Source organism: uncultured Sphaerotilus sp. (assembly GCF_963924895.1).
Taxonomy (GTDB): domain Bacteria; phylum Pseudomonadota; class Gammaproteobacteria; order Burkholderiales; family Burkholderiaceae_C; genus Sphaerotilus.
Genome location: NZ_CAWURG010000005.1, coordinates 1 through 17,197, shown reverse-complemented (window position 1 = coordinate 17,197; position 17,197 = coordinate 1). Strand labels below are relative to the sequence as shown.

The following is a 17,197-nucleotide window of genomic DNA, read 5'->3' as shown; positions in this document are numbered from 1 at the left end:
TGACCGACTTTCTACAAGCACGGAAAAAGTACCCGCAGCACGCGCGACAACATTCCATCAAAGGAATGTTTGCACTAAGATCTGCTCATGCACTGGGAAGTCGAATACACCGATGAATTCGGGCATTGGTGGGTGAGCCTCACCGAGTCCGAGCAGGAGTCGCTGGCCGCGTCCGTCCGCTTGCTGGAAGAGCGAGGCCCGGCACTGGGCTTCCCGCACAGCAGCGGCGTCAACGGCTCCAGACACGGCCATCTGCGAGAGTTGAGGACGCAACACGACGGCCGACCGCTGCGAACGCTGTATGCCTTCGATCCGCGCCGTTCGGCCATCTTGCTGATCGGTGGCGACAAGACGGGTGACAAACGCTGGTATGACACCCATGTTCCTCTGGCCGACCGACTCTACGACCAGCATCTGGAACAACTGCGAAAGGAAGGGCTGCTCGATGGCTAAGAAATTTTCGGATCTGCGCGCCCAGATGTCCCCGGAGTCTCAGGTCCGCGCCGAGGCCCAGGCCCAGGCGATGCTCGCGGAAATGCCGCTGAACGAACTCCGGCAGGCCCGTGGTCTTTCACAAAAGATGCTGGCCGAGGTGCTGCAGGTGCAACAGCCCTCGATCGCCAAGCTGGAAAAGCGCACCGACATGTACCTCTCGACCCTGCGCAGCCACATCGAGGCGATGGGCGGGCAGTTGGAGGTGATCGCGCGCTTTCCGGATGGGGCGGTCAAGATCAGCAACTTCGCGGAACTGGGTAGCGATCGGGGGCTGGCGACGGGCGGCGGCGCTTGACGGGACTCATGCGCGGGTTGCATCGCTTTCGCGATGGTCCAGGAATCAGGGTTCTGAATGGGGCACCGCACGCACCAACCGCAACCCCACATTGGTACTCCGACTATCCGGCATCTGCATCCCTCGGCGGCCTGGATGCACACACAACGACCGATCGGCCCACGAACCACCGCGAACAACCCGAAGCTCAGGTCGCTTGTGTGCAAGTTCTGGCGCGACGCCGAATTTGCAGGAGCAGAGTTCCCATACGTTGCCTCCCAGATCCTGAGGAAGATCTTTGCCAGCCGTCCAGACTTGGTAAGAGCCAACGACAGTAGTACGCCCCAAACTGAACATTTCATTCTCCAGCTTGGCATCCAACTCTTCACCATACACATCCCGTGCCGCCCGCGCCCATTGCGCTTCGGTCGGCAGCCTCACCGCCTGTTCTGCCGCAACCGACAGCCAACGGCAATACGCCATCGCCTCGTACCAGCTCACCGTTTCGCGCGGCGCGGTGGGTTCTGACCAAGTCGGCGTTATTGGCGCCATGCGCTCGGCCAGCCCTTGCCACCATTGGTCAGTCTCATAACCTCCATCGTCGATGAACGCCTGCCACTGCCGATTCGTGACCAGATAACGGCCGATGTAGAACGGTTCGTTCTCGTCGTCGATCAGCACCCATTCGATGTCCGGCACACCATCCGCCCGCAGCCCGGTGCCGGGCCGGCGGTCAAGATCCAGCGCGCCAAGCCATTCACCGATCGCAGCGCGAGCCTCGGGAGCCGGTTCGGCCGTGTTGTCGGTCAGGCGCGGACACCACTGATCGGCAATCGCCTGTCGCAACTCGGCGGGCAAGGCGGGACGGTTCAGGTGCTTCCACACGTCGGCAGCCACCTTCGGCACTGCGGTGGAAAGCCACTCGATCAGCTTGAGCCGGGCGGCTTCATCGGCCCCGCAGGCTTCTCCGGCGATCTCGGCGACCACTTCCCAGCCCGTGCGCGCCCAGCCTCGCTGTTCAGGCCAGAAATCACTCGCAGGACGCCGCCCGCTGCGGCTCGCGTCGAGCAGCACGTCCGCCGCCAGCGATTCCTGCAACAACTGGTGCGTGAAGCGCAGTTCGCCATCCACCACTTGCAACACGCTGGCGTCGATCGAGAACACCAGCATGGCCTCGTCCAGTGCCACCGGCCAGTCCGTGCGGGCCAGCGCAGTGCGCGCACCATCGTCGCCTTCTCGCCCATCCACCCGCTGCAATGCCTCGGCGACCTGCACCAGCACCAACCGCCACGCGGCCAGCGTCGGCACGCCGACCGCATCGCCACGCTTCTCGCATGTTCGGCGCTCGCGCTCGTGCAGCACCTTCAGAAACCCGGCGAACAGTTGCGCCCGATTCGGTGGAATGGCTTTCAACTGCATCATCACCGTCAGCAGAAACGGATTGACGGCCAGCCAAAGAAGACTTCGGCGGTCGGACAGCGAATCGCCCCAGATGCGTATGTGCTCCATCCGTTTGACGACACTACGATCGGAACATCTAGGCATCACCAGCTCCGAAGACAGCCAGAAATCGTTCCAGGAGGCTCCGTCTTTCTTCCAGATCTGCCATACCTGCTGAAGATCAGGTCGGCCGACAATGTTCCAGAACTTTTCATCAGCCAGACGAGCACCACCTGCCTCACCGTGGACCATCACCAGCGTGCGGCGCAGCAGTTCATGCACCTGCGGTGGTTGTAAGGGCAACAGCTTGAGCGTGTCGAACGCGAGCCGCGATTTCAGCTCCACCTCGAAATCGCGCGCCCGGCAACTCAGCACCATCGCAGCGATGGACTCGTCCCCCGCCAGTTCGGCGATCTCGGCAGCCTTGGCCGAACGCTGGCCCGGCGGAATCTCGTTGACCGCGTCGAGCAGCAGCAACAGCCGGCCCTCGCGGCGCAGCGTCTGCAGATCGTCGGCCAAGAAGGGCGCGCTGCGCCGGACGAGGAAGGCGTCGAGTGTCTCGTCTGCATCCGTCCATAGGCCGAGCGCGACCATCACGGGCACCGGCTGCGTCTCGTCCGCCCGTGCCTTGCGCGCCAGCTCGCAGGCGATGCGCCCAAGTGAGAACGATTTGCCCGCCCCCGGCTCGCCCAGCACCGCCAGCCGCCGCACCTCACCCCGCGCCGGCAAAGCCCGGTATGCCTCCAGCACGTCCTGATAGACCACCGGCTCAATGGACGCATGCCCGGTACACGCCGCCCGGCCGTCCATCTCGAAGGCTTCGAGCACGAAGTCCGACGGGATCACCAGATCCTTGAGTACCCGCTCCAGCCGCTGCTCCGGCGTTTCCTCACCAGACAGCGGGACATAGCGCAGCTCATGCTGGGACAGGCGCTCAGTCAGACCATCCAGGTAGGAGAGTTCGCGCAGGCGTCGGTGATTCGACGGCGAGGGATCGCCCTGCTGACGAATGAACCGCGTGGACAGCCAGACCCGCAGGACGTAGCGCAACTTACTGGCCAGGTCATCTAGATCCGAGAACGGGTTGAACCCGGAGCGCATCGAACCGTCCAGCGGATCGAAATCCTCGATGTACTCGCTGACCGCCAGCGAGGCGCGCTTGGCCTGTGCCGTGTTGGTCATCAACGGCCGCTGGTCATGGAACACCCAGACCGAACGCTGCGCTCCAAGCCCCTGCGCCACCTCCCATTCCGAGCAGTGCCACGGGTCATCACGCCCGGCAGGTACCGAAAAACGATCCTTCGGAAGCGTCCCGCCCATCGTGTGCGCAAAGATCCCAATCACCAACTCGCAGTCGCCGGGCGAGCCGACCTGCTGCACGATGTCCTGCTGCGGATTGCCGGCCCGATCGCAGGCCACCGGCCGCGCCGGATCGTCCCAGCGCCGCAGATCCAGCCGCACATGCGCCGCATACAGCGGATCGGCTCCGATCTCATTGACGACCTGCACCACGCGGGCCCGCGCCTCCAGCGTGTCGGCACTCGGCGACGCCAGAAAGATCCGCACCGTCCGCACGCTGCTGCCATTCCCCATGCCCATGTCTCCCTCCGGTTTTGCCGGATTCTCAACCAGACAGCGCGGCCAGTTGAACGGGACCATCCTCATGCGGACGAAAATCAACCATCGAACGGACGATATTCAACCGTTGGAGGATCTAGCGAGGACCGCTCACCGCGTCTTCGCCGCAATCTTCCCCTTGATCTCCCCCAGCATCGCCAGCGCCATCTCCCGCCCCGCCGCGATCGAGCGCTTGCGCGCCGCGAAGTCCGCGCTGGAGATGCCGGTGAGCTTGGGACGCAGCACGACGTCCGCCTCTTTCAGCTCGAAGTTGTTGATGCTGCGGCCCATGATCGAAAACGTCTGCAGCAACATGCGCATCGCGTCGCCCGTGGCCGCACCATCCGGCGGCGAGGAGATGTCCACCGCGATGACGAACTCGGCGCCCATCTGCTTGGCATAGCGCACCGGCACCGGCGCAACCAGCCCGCCGTCCACGTACTCGCGCTCGCCGATCTTGACCGGCTGGAACACGGCCGGCACCGAACTCGACGCCCGCACCGCCGTGCCGGTGTCGCCGCGCTGGAACAGGATGGGCTGGCCGTCCGCCAGATCGGTGGCGACGATGCCCAGCGGCATCTTCATCTGCTCGATGTTCTTGCCGCCGGTGTTCTTGCGGATGTAGGTGGCCAGCGCCTCGCCGCGGATCGCGCCGCGCAGCGGGAAGGCCCAGTCGGTGATCGCGGACTCGTCCATGCCGTCGGCCAGCGTCGCGAGCTGTGCGCCGGTGTGGCCCGCGGCGTAGAGCGCGGCCACGACGCTGCCCGCCGAGGTGCCGACGACGAGGTCGGGGCGGATGCCGTTTTCCTCCAGCACCTGGATCACGCCGATGTGCGCGAAACCCCGCGCGGCGCCGCCGCCCAGCGCCAGCCCGATGCGCGGGAGGCGCGGTGCCGGGCGCGGCGCGGTGGCCGGTTCGGTCACGGTGGGCGCGCCGGTCGTCTGCACCGGGCCGGTCGTTCCGCAGCCCGCCAGTGCCAGCACGGCAGCGGTCCCGAGCCCCGTCAACAGGCGGCGACGCCCTTTTATAATGTCTGAATTCATATAAGCATCATCTGAAAATGTTGTTTGGCGGCATGACGACAGCCACTAGAGTCGCACATCCTGATTTTGCTGCACTGCAAGGTACCCCTACATGCTCGACACCCTGGGTTTCACGATCGACTGGCTGGCCATCGCCGCGGGCTTCGGCATCGGCCTGATCGTGGGCCTCACGGGCGTGGGCGGCGGCTCGCTGATGACGCCGCTGCTGATCTCGGTGTTCAGCCTGGAGAAGGCGGTCGCCATCGGCACCGACCTGTGGTTCGCCGGCCTGACCAAGGTCTCCGGCTCGATCGCCCACCACCGCCACGGCCACGTCGACTACCGCATCACCGGCTGGCTGCTCGCCGGCAGCATTCCGGCGTCGATCGCCACCACCGCCTACATGCACATCGTCGGCATCACCAAGCGCGCCGACAGCATGTTGAGCTATGCGCTCGGCATCGCGCTGGTGCTGACCGCCGTGACCATCATCTTCCGCCCGGTGTGGCACCGCATCGGCCTGTGGCTGGAGCGGTTCATCACGCCGCAGCGCCAGACCGCCCTCACCCTGGTGTGCGGCCTGATCCTGGGTGTGCTCGTGTCGCTGAGTTCCATCGGTGCTGGCGCGCTGGGCGCCACGATGATCCTGCTGCTCTACCCCCGGCTGCCGACCACCCGGCTGGTGGGCACCGACATCGCGCACGCGGTGCCGCTGACGCTCGTCGCCGGCATCGGCCACGCCACGCTCGGCAACGTCCACTGGGCGCTGCTGATCGAACTGCTCGCCGGTTCGGTGCCCGCCATCTGGATCGGTGCGCGCCTGACCAAGATGCTGCCGGACGTGTGGACACGCCTCGCGCTGTGCGCGTCGCTGCTGCTCGCCGCCAAGAAGATCCTGCTGACCGCCTGAACGCCTGACTGACAGACTGCCCGCCATGTACCAGTACACCGATTTCGACCGCCAGTTCGTCCACGCCCGCGCGGCCCAGTTCCGCGACCAGCTCGACCGCCATTTCGCCGGCCAGCTCGACGGCGACGACTTCAAGGCCCTGCGCCTGCAGAACGGCTGGTACATCCAGCGCCATGCCCCCATGCTGCGCGTGGCCGTGCCCTACGGCGCGATCAGCAGCCGCCAGATCCGCGCGCTGGCCGAGATCGCCCGCGTCCATGACCGTGGCTACACCCACTTCACGACGCGCCAGAACGTCCAGTTCAACTGGATTCCGCTGACGCAGGCCGCCGACGTGATGGACAAGCTGGCCGCCGCGGACCTGCACGGCATCCAGACCAGCGGCAACTGCATCCGCAACACCACCACCGACGGGCTGGCCGGTGTCGCCGCCGATGAGATCGTCGACCCGCGCCCCTACTGCGAACTGCTGCGCCAGTGGAGCACGCTGCACCCCGAGTTCGCCTTCCTGCCGCGCAAGTTCAAGATCGCAGTCTCGGGCGCCGTGGAAGACCGGGCCGCGATCGGCTGGCATGACGTCGGCCTGCAGCTCAAGAAGAACGCAGCCGGCGAGATCGGTTTCCGCGTCCAGGTCGGCGGGGGCATGGGCCGCACGCCGATCATCGGCTCGGTCATCAGTGACTTCGTGCCCTGGCAGCAGATCCTTGTCTATATCGAAGCCATCGTGCGGGTCTACAACCGCTACGGCCGGCGCGACAACGCCTACAAGGCGCGCATCAAGATCCTCGTCAAGGCGGAAGGCCAGAAGTTCTTCGACGCGGTGAACGCCGAGTTCCAGAACATCCTGACGCGCGACCTCGACGGCAGCGCCCACCTCATCACGCAGGCCGAGTTCGACCGCGTGGCCGCCTGCTTCACCCGGCCGGCCGATGTGACGCCGCTGCCGGAAGTCGGCCTGCAGGCGGATCTGCCGCTGGCCTACCAGCGCTGGATCCAGCGCAATGTGCACGCCCACCTCGTGCCGGGCTGGCGTGCGGTGACGCTGTCGGTCAAGCGCGCCGGACAGGCCCCCGGCGACGTGACCGACGTGCAGATGGACCAGGCCGCCGATCTGGCCGACCGCTACAGCCACGGCGAGCTGCGCGTGACGCACGACCAGAACCTGCTGCTGCCCTGGATCAAGGCCAGCGACCTGCCCGAAGTCTACGCCGCCGCCAAGGCCGCCGGCTACGCCACCCCGAACATCGGCCTCGTCACCGACATGATCGCCTGCCCCGGCGGCGATTTCTGCGACCTGGCCAATGCCCGCTCCATCCCGGTGGCGGCCGAGTTGACCGAGCGCTTCTCCGATCTGGACGAGGTGTTCGACCTGGGCGAGATCGACCTGCACATCAGCGGCTGCATCAACTCCTGCGGCCACCACCACAGCGGCCACATCGGCATCCTCGGCGTCGACAAGGACGGCAGCGAGTGGTACCAGGTGACGCTGGGCGGCTCGGACGGCTCGGCGCATGCGCCCACTGCCGTGCCCGGCAAGGTGATCGGCCCGTCGTTTGCGGCCAGCGAGATCACCGACGCGGTGGAAGCCATCCTGGAGACCTACCGCAGCGAGCGCGCGGCCGGCGAGAAGTTCATCGACACGCTGCACCGCCTGGGACTGGAGCCGTTCAAGGTCGCTGCCAACGCCCAGCGCATCGCCACCGCCCGCGACCACACCGCCGCCGCCTGAGCCCGAGACGCGAGAGAGCCCACCATGAAGTTCATCGACACCCCCCACGACGCCTGGCACACCGTCGGCGGTGAAGACGGCCCGTCGCCGCACCCTGTCGCCCGCGACCACCAGCTGCTGACCCTGGCGCAGTGGCACGCCGTGCGCGAGACCTGGCCCGCCGGGCTGCTGACCGGCGTGATCGTCCCGAACACCGTGGACATCGAGACGCTGGAGGCGGATCTGCCGCGCCTGTCGCTCATCGTGCTGCACTTCCCCAAGTGGGTCGACGGCCGTGCCTACACCCAGGCCCGCCTGCTGCGCGCGCGTTACCGTTTTGCCGGCGAGATCCGTGCCACGGGTGATGTGCTGGTCGACATGATGTCGCTGCTGCAGCGCACCGGCTTCAACGCCGTGGTGCTGCGCCGCGACCAGTCGCTGGACGCCGCCGACCGGGCGCTGACCTTCTTCCCCGGCCACTACCAGGGCGATGTGGTCGAACACCGCCCGGTCTTCGCCCGCCCGGCCGCCGAGGCTGGCGCAACCGAATACCTGAACGCAGGAGCCGCGATATGAGCGCCATTGCCCTGTACGGCCGCAAAACGGCTGGCTTCGACGAGCGCCTGGCCGCGACGATCCAGATCCTGAAGGACACCGCCGCCGCCCACCCCGGCACCATCATCCAGTCCACCAGCCTGGGCGCCGAGGACATGGTCGTCACCGACCTGATCGCCAAGCTGGGCCTGCCGATCACGCTGGCGACGCTGGAAACCGGCGCGCTGCACCCCGAGACCGTCGCGCTGATCCCGCGCATCACCGAACACTATGGTCTGGCGGTCGAGGTGTACCGGCCGGTCGAGGAGTCGGTGATTCAGTTCGTGCGCACGAACGGCGAGAAGGCGATGTACGAGAGCCTGGCGCTGCGCAAGGCGTGCTGCGGCATCCGCAAGATGGAGCCGCTCGGCCGGATGCTCACTGGGCGCACCGCCTGGGTGACCGGCCTGCGACGCGACCAGTCCAACGCCCGCGGCGAAGCGCAGGCCGTGGAGACCGACGACAACGGCCGTGCGAAAATCAGCCCTTTGGTGGACTGGAGCTGGAACGACGTGTGGCACTACATCGCGACCAACGATGTGCCGTACAACCCGCTGCACGACCAGTTCATGCCCAGCATCGGCTGCGCCCCCTGCACCCGCGCCATCGCGGTCGGGCAGGAGTTCCGCGCCGGCCGCTGGTGGTGGGAAGACGAGTCGGCCAAGGAATGTGGCCTGCACGTCAAGCAACCCGCCGCCTGAAGCGACAAGACCGACAAGACCCATGAACGCCCCGACGACCATGACCCACCTGCTCCCCGACGTGGACCACCGCCACCTCGACGCGCTGGAAGAAGAAGCGATCTTCATCCTGCGCGAAGTCGCCGGCGCCTTCGAGCGCCCCGGCCTGCTGTTCTCCAGCGGCAAGGACTCCTGCGTGGTGCTGCACCTCGCGGAAAAAGCCTTCAAGCAGAAGCTGTCGAAGCCCAGCGAGCGCCCGGTGTTCGCCGGCAAGCTGCCCTTTCCACTGGTGCATGTGGACACCGGCCACAACTTCCCCGAAGTCATCGAGTTCCGTGACGCCCGCATCGCCGAGATGGGCGAGCGGCTGATCGTCGGACACCTCGAAGACTCGATGCAGCGCGGCACGATCCGCCTGGCGCACCCGCTGGAGTCGCGCAACGGCCACCAGACGGTGACGCTGCTGGAGACGATCGAGGAGCACCGCTTCGACTGCATGATCGGCGGCGCCCGGCGTGACGAAGAGAAGGCGCGCGCCAAGGAGCGCATCTTCTCGCACCGCGACAGCTTCGGTCAGTGGCAGCCCAAGGAGCAGCGCCCGGAACTCTGGAACCTGTTCAACACCCGCATCAAGCCGGGCGAGCACTTCCGCGCCTTCCCGATCAGCAACTGGACCGAACTCGACGTGTGGCTCTACATCGCCCGCGAGAACATCCCGCTGCCGAACATCTACTACACGCACAAGCGCGCCATCTACCGCCGCAAGGGCCTGCTGGTGCCCGTGACGGATGTGACGCCGCCGGACGCGAGCGACACCGTGGAAACCGTGGACGTGCGCTTCCGCACCGTGGGGGACATGACCTGCACCTGCCCGGTGGAGAGCGACGCCGCGACCACCGCCGACATCGTCGCCGAGACGCTGCAGGTGACGGTGTCCGAGCGCGGCGCAACCCGCATGGACGACCGCACCTCCGAGGCCTCGATGGAGCGCCGCAAGAAGGAAGGGTATTTCTGATGACTGACGTGCAGACGAACGTGAACACCGTGGAACACATCGACGCCGGTGAAGAACTGGCCCACAAGGCGCTGCGCTTCCTGACCGCTGGCAGCGTGGACGACGGCAAGAGCACGCTGATCGGCCGCCTGCTGTTCGACAGCCGCGGCATCCTGGCCGACAAGCTCGACGCGCTGGAAAAGCGTGCGGCGGGCGCGCCGATCGACCTGTCGCTGCTGACGGACGGCCTCGAAGCCGAGCGCGAGCAAGGCATCACGATCGACGTGGCGTACCAGTACTTCGCGACCAAGAAGCGAAAGTTCATCATCGCCGACGCGCCGGGCCACGAGCAGTACACCCGCAACATGGTGACAGCGGCTGCCGGCTCGGACGCTGCGGTCGTACTGGTGGACATCACCAAGCTCGACACCTCGGTGGACGACGTCGTGCTGCTGCCGCAGACGCGCCGCCACAGCCTGCTGGCCCGCCTGCTGCGTGTGCCGAGCATCGTGTTCGCGATCAACAAGCTCGACGCGATCGAAGTCGGTACGCAAGCCGCCTTTGACGCCGTGTCCAAGGCGCTGAGCAAGTTCGCCGAAGAAGCCGGCATCACCGTGCGCGGCATCGTGCCGGTCTCCGCGCTGCGCGGCGACAACGTGGCCACGCCGTCGGCGAACTGGGACTGGTACACCGGCCCGACGCTGCTGCAACTGCTGGAAACGCTGCCCGTCGCGGACGAAGCGCACGACGGCAACCTGCTCGTGCCCGTTCAATACGTCGCCCGCGACGAAGGCCACGGCACCGGCCACCAGCACCGCGTCATGTGGGGCCGCATCGCCCACGGCTCGGTGAAGGCCGGCGACACCGTGCAGATCTTCCCGAGCGGCGAGACCGCCATCGTCGCCTCGGTGCGCCACGCCGGCAGCGTGGTGGACGCCTGCACCGCCGGGCAATCCGCCGGCATCGTGCTGGACCGCCAGGTCGATGTCTCGCGCGGCGACTGGGTCTTCACGCCCGGCAGCGCCCCGACGCAGCAGGCCTTCAGCGGCACGCTGGCCTGGCTGGACACCGAACCCGCCGTGCTCGGCCGCAAGTACTGGGTGCGCCACGGCAACCGCTGGGTGCAGGCCCGCATCACCGCGATCGACCACCGGCTGGACATCAACACGCTGGAAAAGGTCGACACGCACGAGCTGGCCGTCAACGAGATCGGCCGCGTGCAGATCCAGACCCAGCAGGCGCTACCGGTCGAAGCCTATGCCGACAACCGCGTCGGCGGCGCGCTGATCGTCGTCGATCCGACCACCAACCGCACCAGCGGCGCGCTGCTGGTCCAGGCCTGAGGTCGCGCGCCTTGCAGCCCCAGCCTCCCCTGTTCGATCACCAGCCGACCGAGCAGGTCCGCGTCGTGTTCGTCGGCGCCGGACCGGGTGCGGCGGATCTGATCACGCTGCGGGGCCTGCGCCGGCTGCGCGAGGCGGAGGTCGTGCTGTTCGATGCGCTGACCGATCCGGCCCTGCGCGACGAGGCGCCCTCGGCCGAATGGGTCGATGTCGGCAAGCGCGGCTTCAGCACCAGCAGCACCGGGCAGGACCGCATCAACGCCCTGCTGGTCGAACACGCGCAGCGCTCGTCGCGCGTGGTGCGGCTCAAGGGCGGTGATCCGAGCGTGTTCGGCCGGCTCGAAGAAGAACTCGAAGCCCTGCGCGCCGCGGGCATCGGCTGCGAGGTGGTGCCGGGCATCACGTCCGCGCTGGCGGCGGCCGCCGCGACCCAGCGCCCGCTCACCCGGCGCGGTGTGGGGCGCAGCGTCGCGTTCAGCACCGCCATGACCCAGACGGGTGAATTGCAGGCCCGCCGCAGCGCCGACACCGAGGTGTTCTACATGGCGGGCCGCCAGCTCGCCTCGCTGGCCGAGCGGCTGCGCGAGGTCGGCTGGGCTGCAGAGACCCCCGTGCTGGTGGTCTCGCGCGCCGGCTGGCCGGACCAGCACATCAGCCAGCACGTCGTCGCCACGCTGGCAGACGCGGGCGAGCGCCACGGCGGCCGTCCCACGCTGGTCACGGTTGGCGCCGGGGCCAGACCCGTGCTTGAGCAAGGTCAAGCCGCGGGAATCGGGCCGACCCCTTAAAATCGATCAGTTTTGCCTTTGCCGTGTCTCCTACCAACTACCGAGTGAAAACCGCGTCATGACCCACGTCGTCACCGAAGCCTGCATCCGCTGCAAGTACACCGATTGTGTGGACGTCTGTCCCGTCGATTGCTTCCGCGAAGGCCCCAATTTCCTGGTCATCGACCCGGACGAGTGCATCGACTGCGCGGTCTGCATCCCCGAGTGCCCGGTCAACGCCATCCTCCCCGAGGAAGACGTGCCCGCCGACCAGCTCGCCTTCATCAAGATCAACGCCGACCTGACGCCCAAGTGGCCCAGCATCACCAAGCGCAAGGCCCCGCTGCCCGACGCCGACGAGTGGAAGGACGTCAAGGACAAGGTCCAGTTCCTGCAGCGCTGATCCGCTGCCGGACATGTCCACCCCCGTGCCTGCCGTGCCGATCGACACCGATGCACTGGTGATCGGCGCCGGCCCGGTCGGGCTGTTCCAGGCCTTCCAGCTCGGCCTGCTCGGCCTGTCGGTGCAGGTGGTGGACGTGCTGCCGCAGGCCGGCGGCCAATGTGTCGCGCTCTACGCCGACAAGCCGATCTACGACATCCCCGGCGTGCCCGTGTGCACCGGCCGGGAGCTGGCCGAGCGCCTGCTGCAACAGATCGCCCCGTTCCGGCCCGGCCTGCACTTCGGCCACGAGGTGCAGACACTGCGCCCGCTGGACGATGGCCGGTTCGAGGTCGGTACCGGTGCGGGGCCGCAGTTTCTGGCGCGCAGCGTCGTCATCGCGGCGGGCGTGGGTGCGTTCACGCCGCGCCGCATCAAGGTAGCCGGGCTGGACGCGCACGAGCAGCGGCAGGTCTTTCACCACCCGGACGATCTGGCGCCCTTCGCGGGCCAGCGGATCCTCGTGGTCGGCGGCGACGAGGCCGCCCTGCAGCGCGCCACCACGCTCGCCGAAGGTCCCCAGACCACCGAGGTGACCCTGCTGCACCGGCGCGACCAGTTCAGCGCCGAGGCCGAGCTGCTGGCGCGGGTGGCCGCGCTGCGCGCCGACGGGCGCCTGCGGGTCCGCATCGGCCAGATCACCGCCGCGCAGGACCTGGGTGATCGGCTGGCCTCCGTGACCGTGCTGGATGCCGAAGGCGTGGAGACGCAGCACGCGCTCGACGTCCTGATCGTCTGCCAGGGACTCAGCCCGCGGCTCGGCCCGCTGACGGACTGGGGACTTGCACTGGAGCGCAAGCTGCTGCCGGTCAACGTCGCCACCTTCGAGACGGCACTGCCCGGGGTGTACGCCGTCGGCGACATCAACACCTATCCCGGCAAGAAGAAGCTGATCGTCTGCGGCTTCCACGAAGCCACGCTCGCCGCCCATGCCGTGCACGAGCGCCTCCGTCCGGACGAACGCGGCCCCCTGCTCTACACGACCAGCAGCGCGCTGCTGCACCGGCGCCTCGGGCTCGCTGGCTGATTCCGGGCCCTGCGCGTCGGCATGGCCCGACAAGGCCATTGCGCATTCCCTCACACGATTCGATACGAATCTGCGCTTAGTGCACCGGTGACCGAGAGATCACCCTTAGCGCCATCACACTCCTTGCTGTCAATATCCATGGCTCTGCGCCCCATCCCATGAATCGTGCACCTGGCCAGACTGGAAGAATCAAGATGCCCTCCCGCTTGGCAACGCTGGCACCGCTGGCAACGACGCTGATCGCCAGTCTGATGGCCTGTTCCGCAGGCGCTGGAGACGTGGTCGACCGGATCACCCGCAGCGGTGAACTGCGGGTCTGCGTCTGGCCGGACTACTACGGCATCAGCTACCGCAATCCCAAGACACGCCAGTTCACCGGACTCGACATCGACCTGTCGGCCGAGTTCGCCCGGGAACTGGGTGCGCGGCTGCACCATGTCGATTCGTCCTTCACCTCGCTGGTCGACGACCTGCTGAAGGACCGGTGCGACATCGCCATGTTTGCCGTGGGTGTGCTGCCACAGCGTGAAAAGGTGCTGCGGTTCAGCCACCCGTATCTCCAGAGTGACATCTACGCGGTCGCGACCCGCAGCAGCCGCGTGGTGCGGCGCTGGGAAGACATCGACCAGCCCGGTGTGCAGGTGGCCGTGCAGGCCGGCACCTTCATGGAGCCGGTGATGCGCGACGCCCTGCACCAGGCCAGCCTCGTGGTGATCCGCCCACCGGCCACCCGGGAACAGGAACTCGAAGCCGGCCGGGTCGATGTCTTCATGACGGACTACCCCTACAGCCGGCGCCTGCTCGACAACGCAGAATGGGCGCGCCTGATCAGTCCGCCCCAACCCTTCCATGTGCTGCCCTATGCCTATGCCATCCGCCCTGGGGATGACGCGTGGCTCGCCCGCGTCAACCGGTTCGTCACCGACATGCGCCAGGACGGCCGCCTCGAAAGCGCGGCCCGCCGCTACCGCCTGTCCGAGATCGTGATCCGACCGACCGTTGGACAATGACCACCACCTGCCGATGAACGCCCGAGATGCTTCGATCCGTCCGACCTGGCTGAGCAGTGCCCAGCTGATCTGGGTCGGATCGGGTCTGCTGCTGCTGCTGGTCCTGCTGTCCGGCACCTTCGCGGTCTACCAGCGCCAGGACACACTGGCGCAGGAAACCCGGCGCACCCAGTTGCTGGCCCGGTTGCTGGAGGACGAGACCACCCGCACCCTGGACGCGACGGCCCTCGCGCTGACCATGGTCAGCGAGCGCCTGCACACCGGTGAGCCGACCACCAGCGACCTGTCCGCGCGCCTGGTCGAGTCCGTGCGCGGCCTGCCGTACATGCGCAGCCTCTCCGTGCTGGACGCTGGCGGCAAGATTCTGGTGAGTTCCAATGCCAGCGCGGTCGGCGCGACCTTCGATCTGCAACTGCTCGGTCACCCCGTCAACGCCGACGACGCCTGGCTGGGCCCGTGGCTGCCCGGACGCGACCTGATCGATGCGACCCGCCTGGACCCGGTTGCCCGCCCGGTCGGCACGCCGCGCCCGCTGGCGGGTGTCGGACTGATGACCCTGGTCCGCCAGAGCACGGCACCCGATGGCAAGACCTACCTGACGGTGGCCGCGCTGAACCCGGACTACCTGTCCAACCATTTCCAGCAGATCCTCGGCGAGCGCACGCTGAACGCCGCGCTGCTGGACTACCAGGGCCGTCTGCTGGCCGGCACCGAGGGTGTGCAGCGCCTGCCCGGCACCAGCGTCCCGAGCCACCGGGCGCTGCAGGAATTCCTGCCCCAGCAGGAGTACGGCAGCTACGAAGGACTGGGGCTGGATGCGACGGCCGTCGTCACCTCCTTCCGCGCAAGCCGCAAGCATCCGCTGCTGGTCGTGGTCGAGGAGTCGATGGCCGAGGTGGGTGCGACCTGGCGCCGCAAGCTGGGCTGGCTGCTGGTCACGGATGTCGTCGGCATGCTGATGATCGTGGCCGGCACGGTCGCCAGCTGGCGCAGTCTGCGTGCGCACGAGCGGGTGGCCGCCGTGCTGGACCGCACCCGCACCCGGCTCGAGGAGAGCGAACGCCACCTGCGCGCCGTGATCGAGGCAGCGCCGGCGCCGATGTTCGTGCTCGATCCGCTGGGCCGCTACGTGCTGGTGAACCAGGCCTTCGAGGACTTCCTGGGCGTGCGGCGCGACGACCTGATCGGGCAGCGCGCCGACACCGATCCGACGCTGAGCCACCTCGCCTACCACCCGGTGCGGGACGTGGCGCTCTGGGCCGGTACGGGCCAGAGCAGCTACATGGAAAACATCATCCTGCGCAATGGCGCCAAGCGGCAGGCCCTGATCGCCAAGGTAGCGCTGACCCGCCCGGACGGCCGCCCCGGCGGCGTGATCGGCAGCATCACCGACGTGACCAGTTTCCGCGAGGCCGAGCAGCGTGCGGCCGACGCGGTGACCGCCTCGGCCGCGGCCCACCGCGCCGAGTCCGAGTTCATCGGCAACCTCAGCCACGCCCTGCGCACGCCGCTGCAGTCGATCATCGGTTTCTCGGAACTGGGCGTCATGCGCAGCCGCCATGACAGCGCACAGCACGACCTGTTCACCCACATCCAGAGCGGCGGTCAGCGGATGCTCATGGTGGTGAACGATCTGCTGGACCTGTCGCGGGTCAAGAGCGCCGCCGGAACCCTGCACCGGGCGCTCGTCGACACGTCTGCCCTGGTCGAGGAAGTCATCCGGCATGCCCGCATCGACGCCAGGAGCCGCCAGATCACCATCGTCGTGAAGCCCTGTGGCGACGGGATGGCCAGCGTCGACGCCCTGCGGTTCCAGCAGGCCGCGCGGACCCTGATCGAGCGGGCGGTGCGCGTGTCGCCGCCGGGCAGCCACATCGAGGCGCGCGCCTCCCGCGACAGCGACGGGGGTTTGCACTGGTGGATCCACGACGCGGGCCCGGGTCTGCCGGAAGCCGAATGCGAAACGATGTTCTCCGCCTTCTTCCAGCCCCTGCGGGCCGCTGACGGTCAGGGCGATGGCAGTGGCCTGGAACTGGCGATCTGCCGGCAAATCCTGCGCGGACTGGACGGCGACGTGCAATGCAAGAACCACCCGAACGGCGGCAGCGTCTTCCACATCGCCCTGCCCGCCATCCACCGCCCGTCCGGTGCGACGTCGACGTCTCTCGATAAAGTTGGCTGAAACTATTGCGCCAACACCATTTTCCGCCCTACAATATGCGTCTTGTCGGTTGACGACAAAGCACGAAACGATTCCCTGATAGCTCAGTTGGTAGAGCGACGGACTGTTAATCCGCAGGTCCCTGGTTCGAGTCCAGGTCGGGGAGCCAGATCAGATCGCGCTGAACATCGTCTCAAACTGCACAATTCCCTGATAGCTCAGTTGGTAGAGCGACGGACTGTTAATCCGCAGGTCCCTGGTTCGAGTCCAGGTCGGGGAGCCAGAATTAGTAAGCAAATCAACGGCTTAGCGCCAAAATCGCTAAGCCGTTCTTGTTTGTGCAATCGGTCCGCCGGTCCCTTTCTGGTCGCTGCCGAACGCACCGGTGAACGCCCTCCGGTTTGGCCAGCCCGCGCCAGAACAATGAGTGGGTCCAGCAGCTGAAGTCCGTCGCGTTCCGCCCGCTCACTGCACCCGCGCCCTCCAGAGATCCACCATCAACCCGCCCGCCTCGAACAACCGGCAATCCGACTCCGACGCGCTCACCAGCTGCAGCCTGTCGCCCGACCATGTCCAGTGGTGGTTGGCCCAGCAATCGCCGATGCCCCGTCCTTTGGCGGCCTCGTGCAGGTCCAGCGTGCCCTCGGCGTAGAGGCCCTCGGTCACAAGCGAGTCGGTCGTGCTGCCATCAGGCATTGGCAGGTCGAGCTGC

16 protein-coding genes and 2 tRNA genes are annotated in these 17,197 nt (G+C 67.3%); 15 read left to right on the top strand and 3 right to left on the bottom strand.

The window, feature by feature from the left end:
- Positions 1 to 87: 87 nt before the first annotated feature.
- On the top strand, positions 88 to 453 hold the full coding sequence (locus tag AABN02_RS01975; RefSeq protein WP_338413245.1) for a type II toxin-antitoxin system RelE/ParE family toxin: 366 nt from the start codon (positions 88 to 90) through the stop codon (positions 451 to 453).
- Positions 446 to 790, top strand: coding sequence for an XRE family transcriptional regulator (locus tag AABN02_RS01970; RefSeq protein WP_338413244.1), 345 nt, complete (start codon positions 446 to 448; stop codon positions 788 to 790). The genes AABN02_RS01975 and AABN02_RS01970 overlap by 8 nt, the downstream gene beginning before the upstream one ends.
- Positions 791 to 835: 45 nt before the next feature.
- On the opposite strand, the gene AABN02_RS01965 is transcribed toward AABN02_RS01970, so the two are convergent.
- Both AABN02_RS01965 and AABN02_RS01960 read right to left on the bottom strand, forming a co-directional pair.
- Positions 836 to 3,868, bottom strand: a complete 3,033-nt coding sequence (locus tag AABN02_RS01965; protein ID WP_338413243.1) for an SUMF1/EgtB/PvdO family nonheme iron enzyme — start codon at positions 3,866 to 3,868, stop codon at positions 836 to 838.
- 69 nt (positions 3,869 to 3,937) lie between these two features.
- The gene (locus tag AABN02_RS01960; protein WP_338413242.1) at positions 3,938 to 4,870 is read right to left on the bottom strand and encodes a patatin-like phospholipase family protein; all 933 of its coding nucleotides are present in this window, start codon (positions 4,868 to 4,870) and stop codon (positions 3,938 to 3,940) included.
- 91 nt (positions 4,871 to 4,961) lie between these two features.
- Here AABN02_RS01960 and AABN02_RS01955 point away from each other — a divergent pair, with 91 nt between their 5' ends.
- From AABN02_RS01955 to AABN02_RS01895, 13 genes are all read left to right on the top strand, one after another.
- Positions 4,962 to 5,759, top strand: coding sequence for a sulfite exporter TauE/SafE family protein (locus AABN02_RS01955; RefSeq protein ID WP_338413241.1), 798 nt, complete (start codon positions 4,962 to 4,964; stop codon positions 5,757 to 5,759).
- A gap of 25 nt (positions 5,760 to 5,784) precedes the next feature.
- Positions 5,785 to 7,488: a nitrite/sulfite reductase gene (locus AABN02_RS01950; RefSeq protein ID WP_338413240.1), complete on the top strand. Its 1,704-nt coding sequence runs from the start codon at positions 5,785 to 5,787 to the stop codon at positions 7,486 to 7,488.
- A 24-nt stretch (positions 7,489 to 7,512) separates the two neighbouring features.
- Entirely contained in the window at positions 7,513 to 8,043 is a 531-nt protein-coding gene (locus tag AABN02_RS01945) for a DUF934 domain-containing protein (protein ID WP_338413239.1), read from the top strand.
- Positions 8,040 to 8,762, top strand: a complete 723-nt coding sequence (locus tag AABN02_RS01940; protein WP_338413238.1) for a phosphoadenylyl-sulfate reductase — start codon at positions 8,040 to 8,042, stop codon at positions 8,760 to 8,762. Before AABN02_RS01945 ends, AABN02_RS01940 begins: the two co-directional genes overlap by 4 nt.
- Before the next feature lie 22 nt (positions 8,763 to 8,784).
- On the top strand, positions 8,785 to 9,756 hold the full coding sequence (gene cysD, locus AABN02_RS01935) for a sulfate adenylyltransferase subunit CysD (protein WP_338413237.1): 972 nt from the start codon (positions 8,785 to 8,787) through the stop codon (positions 9,754 to 9,756).
- Positions 9,756 to 11,078: a GTP-binding protein gene (locus AABN02_RS01930; protein ID WP_338413236.1), complete on the top strand. Its 1,323-nt coding sequence runs from the start codon at positions 9,756 to 9,758 to the stop codon at positions 11,076 to 11,078. The genes cysD and AABN02_RS01930 overlap by 1 nt, the downstream gene beginning before the upstream one ends.
- An 11-nt stretch (positions 11,079 to 11,089) precedes the next feature.
- Complete coding sequence (cobA, locus tag AABN02_RS01925) at positions 11,090 to 11,866, top strand: uroporphyrinogen-III C-methyltransferase (RefSeq protein WP_338413235.1); 777 nt, start codon at positions 11,090 to 11,092, stop codon at positions 11,864 to 11,866.
- Positions 11,867 to 11,924: 58 nt separating this feature from the next.
- Positions 11,925 to 12,248 (top strand): ferredoxin FdxA, encoded by a 324-nt coding sequence (fdxA, locus tag AABN02_RS01920; protein ID WP_338413234.1) that lies wholly within the window; start codon positions 11,925 to 11,927, stop codon positions 12,246 to 12,248.
- Between the two features lie 13 nt (positions 12,249 to 12,261).
- Positions 12,262 to 13,314 carry an NAD(P)/FAD-dependent oxidoreductase gene (locus AABN02_RS01915; protein ID WP_338413233.1) on the top strand — a complete coding sequence of 351 codons (1,053 nt, stop codon included), beginning with the start codon at positions 12,262 to 12,264 and terminating at the stop codon, positions 13,312 to 13,314.
- A 194-nt stretch (positions 13,315 to 13,508) separates the two neighbouring features.
- Positions 13,509 to 14,324, top strand: a complete 816-nt coding sequence (locus AABN02_RS01910; RefSeq protein ID WP_338413232.1) for an ABC transporter substrate-binding protein — start codon at positions 13,509 to 13,511, stop codon at positions 14,322 to 14,324.
- A gap of 13 nt (positions 14,325 to 14,337) precedes the next feature.
- Entirely contained in the window at positions 14,338 to 16,506 is a 2,169-nt protein-coding gene (locus AABN02_RS01905; RefSeq protein WP_338413231.1) for an ATP-binding protein, read from the top strand.
- Positions 16,507 to 16,578: 72 nt separating this feature from the next.
- A tRNA-Asn gene (locus tag AABN02_RS01900) sits at positions 16,579 to 16,654 on the top strand.
- 38 nt (positions 16,655 to 16,692) lie between these two features.
- A tRNA-Asn gene (locus AABN02_RS01895) sits at positions 16,693 to 16,768 on the top strand.
- Positions 16,769 to 16,950: 182 nt separating this feature from the next.
- On the opposite strand, the gene AABN02_RS01890 is transcribed toward AABN02_RS01895, so the two are convergent.
- Positions 16,951 to 17,197, bottom strand: a 247-nt coding sequence (locus AABN02_RS01890) for a DUF1176 domain-containing protein (RefSeq protein WP_338413230.1), incomplete at its 5' end; no start/stop codon positions are given.

Bases quoted from the DNA above. Each gene is read 5' to 3' on its own strand.
- AABN02_RS01975 (WP_338413245.1), top strand. From the start codon at position 88: ATGCACTGGGAAGTCGAATACACCGATGAATTCGGGCATTGGTGGGTG.
- AABN02_RS01970 (WP_338413244.1), top strand. From the start codon at position 446: ATGGCTAAGAAATTTTCGGATCTGCGCGCCCAGATGTCCCCGGAGTCT.
- AABN02_RS01965 (WP_338413243.1), bottom strand. From the start codon at position 3,868: ATGGTCCCGTTCAACTGGCCGCGCTGTCTGGTTGAGAATCCGGCAAAA.
- AABN02_RS01960 (WP_338413242.1), bottom strand. From the start codon at position 4,870: ATGAATTCAGACATTATAAAAGGGCGTCGCCGCCTGTTGACGGGGCTC.
- AABN02_RS01955 (WP_338413241.1), top strand. From the start codon at position 4,962: ATGCTCGACACCCTGGGTTTCACGATCGACTGGCTGGCCATCGCCGCG.
- AABN02_RS01950 (WP_338413240.1), top strand. From the start codon at position 5,785: ATGTACCAGTACACCGATTTCGACCGCCAGTTCGTCCACGCCCGCGCG.
- AABN02_RS01945 (WP_338413239.1), top strand. From the start codon at position 7,513: ATGAAGTTCATCGACACCCCCCACGACGCCTGGCACACCGTCGGCGGT.
- AABN02_RS01940 (WP_338413238.1), top strand. From the start codon at position 8,040: ATGAGCGCCATTGCCCTGTACGGCCGCAAAACGGCTGGCTTCGACGAG.
- cysD (WP_338413237.1), top strand. From the start codon at position 8,785: ATGAACGCCCCGACGACCATGACCCACCTGCTCCCCGACGTGGACCAC.
- AABN02_RS01930 (WP_338413236.1), top strand. From the start codon at position 9,756: ATGACTGACGTGCAGACGAACGTGAACACCGTGGAACACATCGACGCC.
- fdxA (WP_338413234.1), top strand. From the start codon at position 11,925: ATGACCCACGTCGTCACCGAAGCCTGCATCCGCTGCAAGTACACCGAT.
- AABN02_RS01915 (WP_338413233.1), top strand. From the start codon at position 12,262: ATGTCCACCCCCGTGCCTGCCGTGCCGATCGACACCGATGCACTGGTG.
- AABN02_RS01910 (WP_338413232.1), top strand. From the start codon at position 13,509: ATGCCCTCCCGCTTGGCAACGCTGGCACCGCTGGCAACGACGCTGATC.
- AABN02_RS01905 (WP_338413231.1), top strand. From the start codon at position 14,338: ATGAACGCCCGAGATGCTTCGATCCGTCCGACCTGGCTGAGCAGTGCC.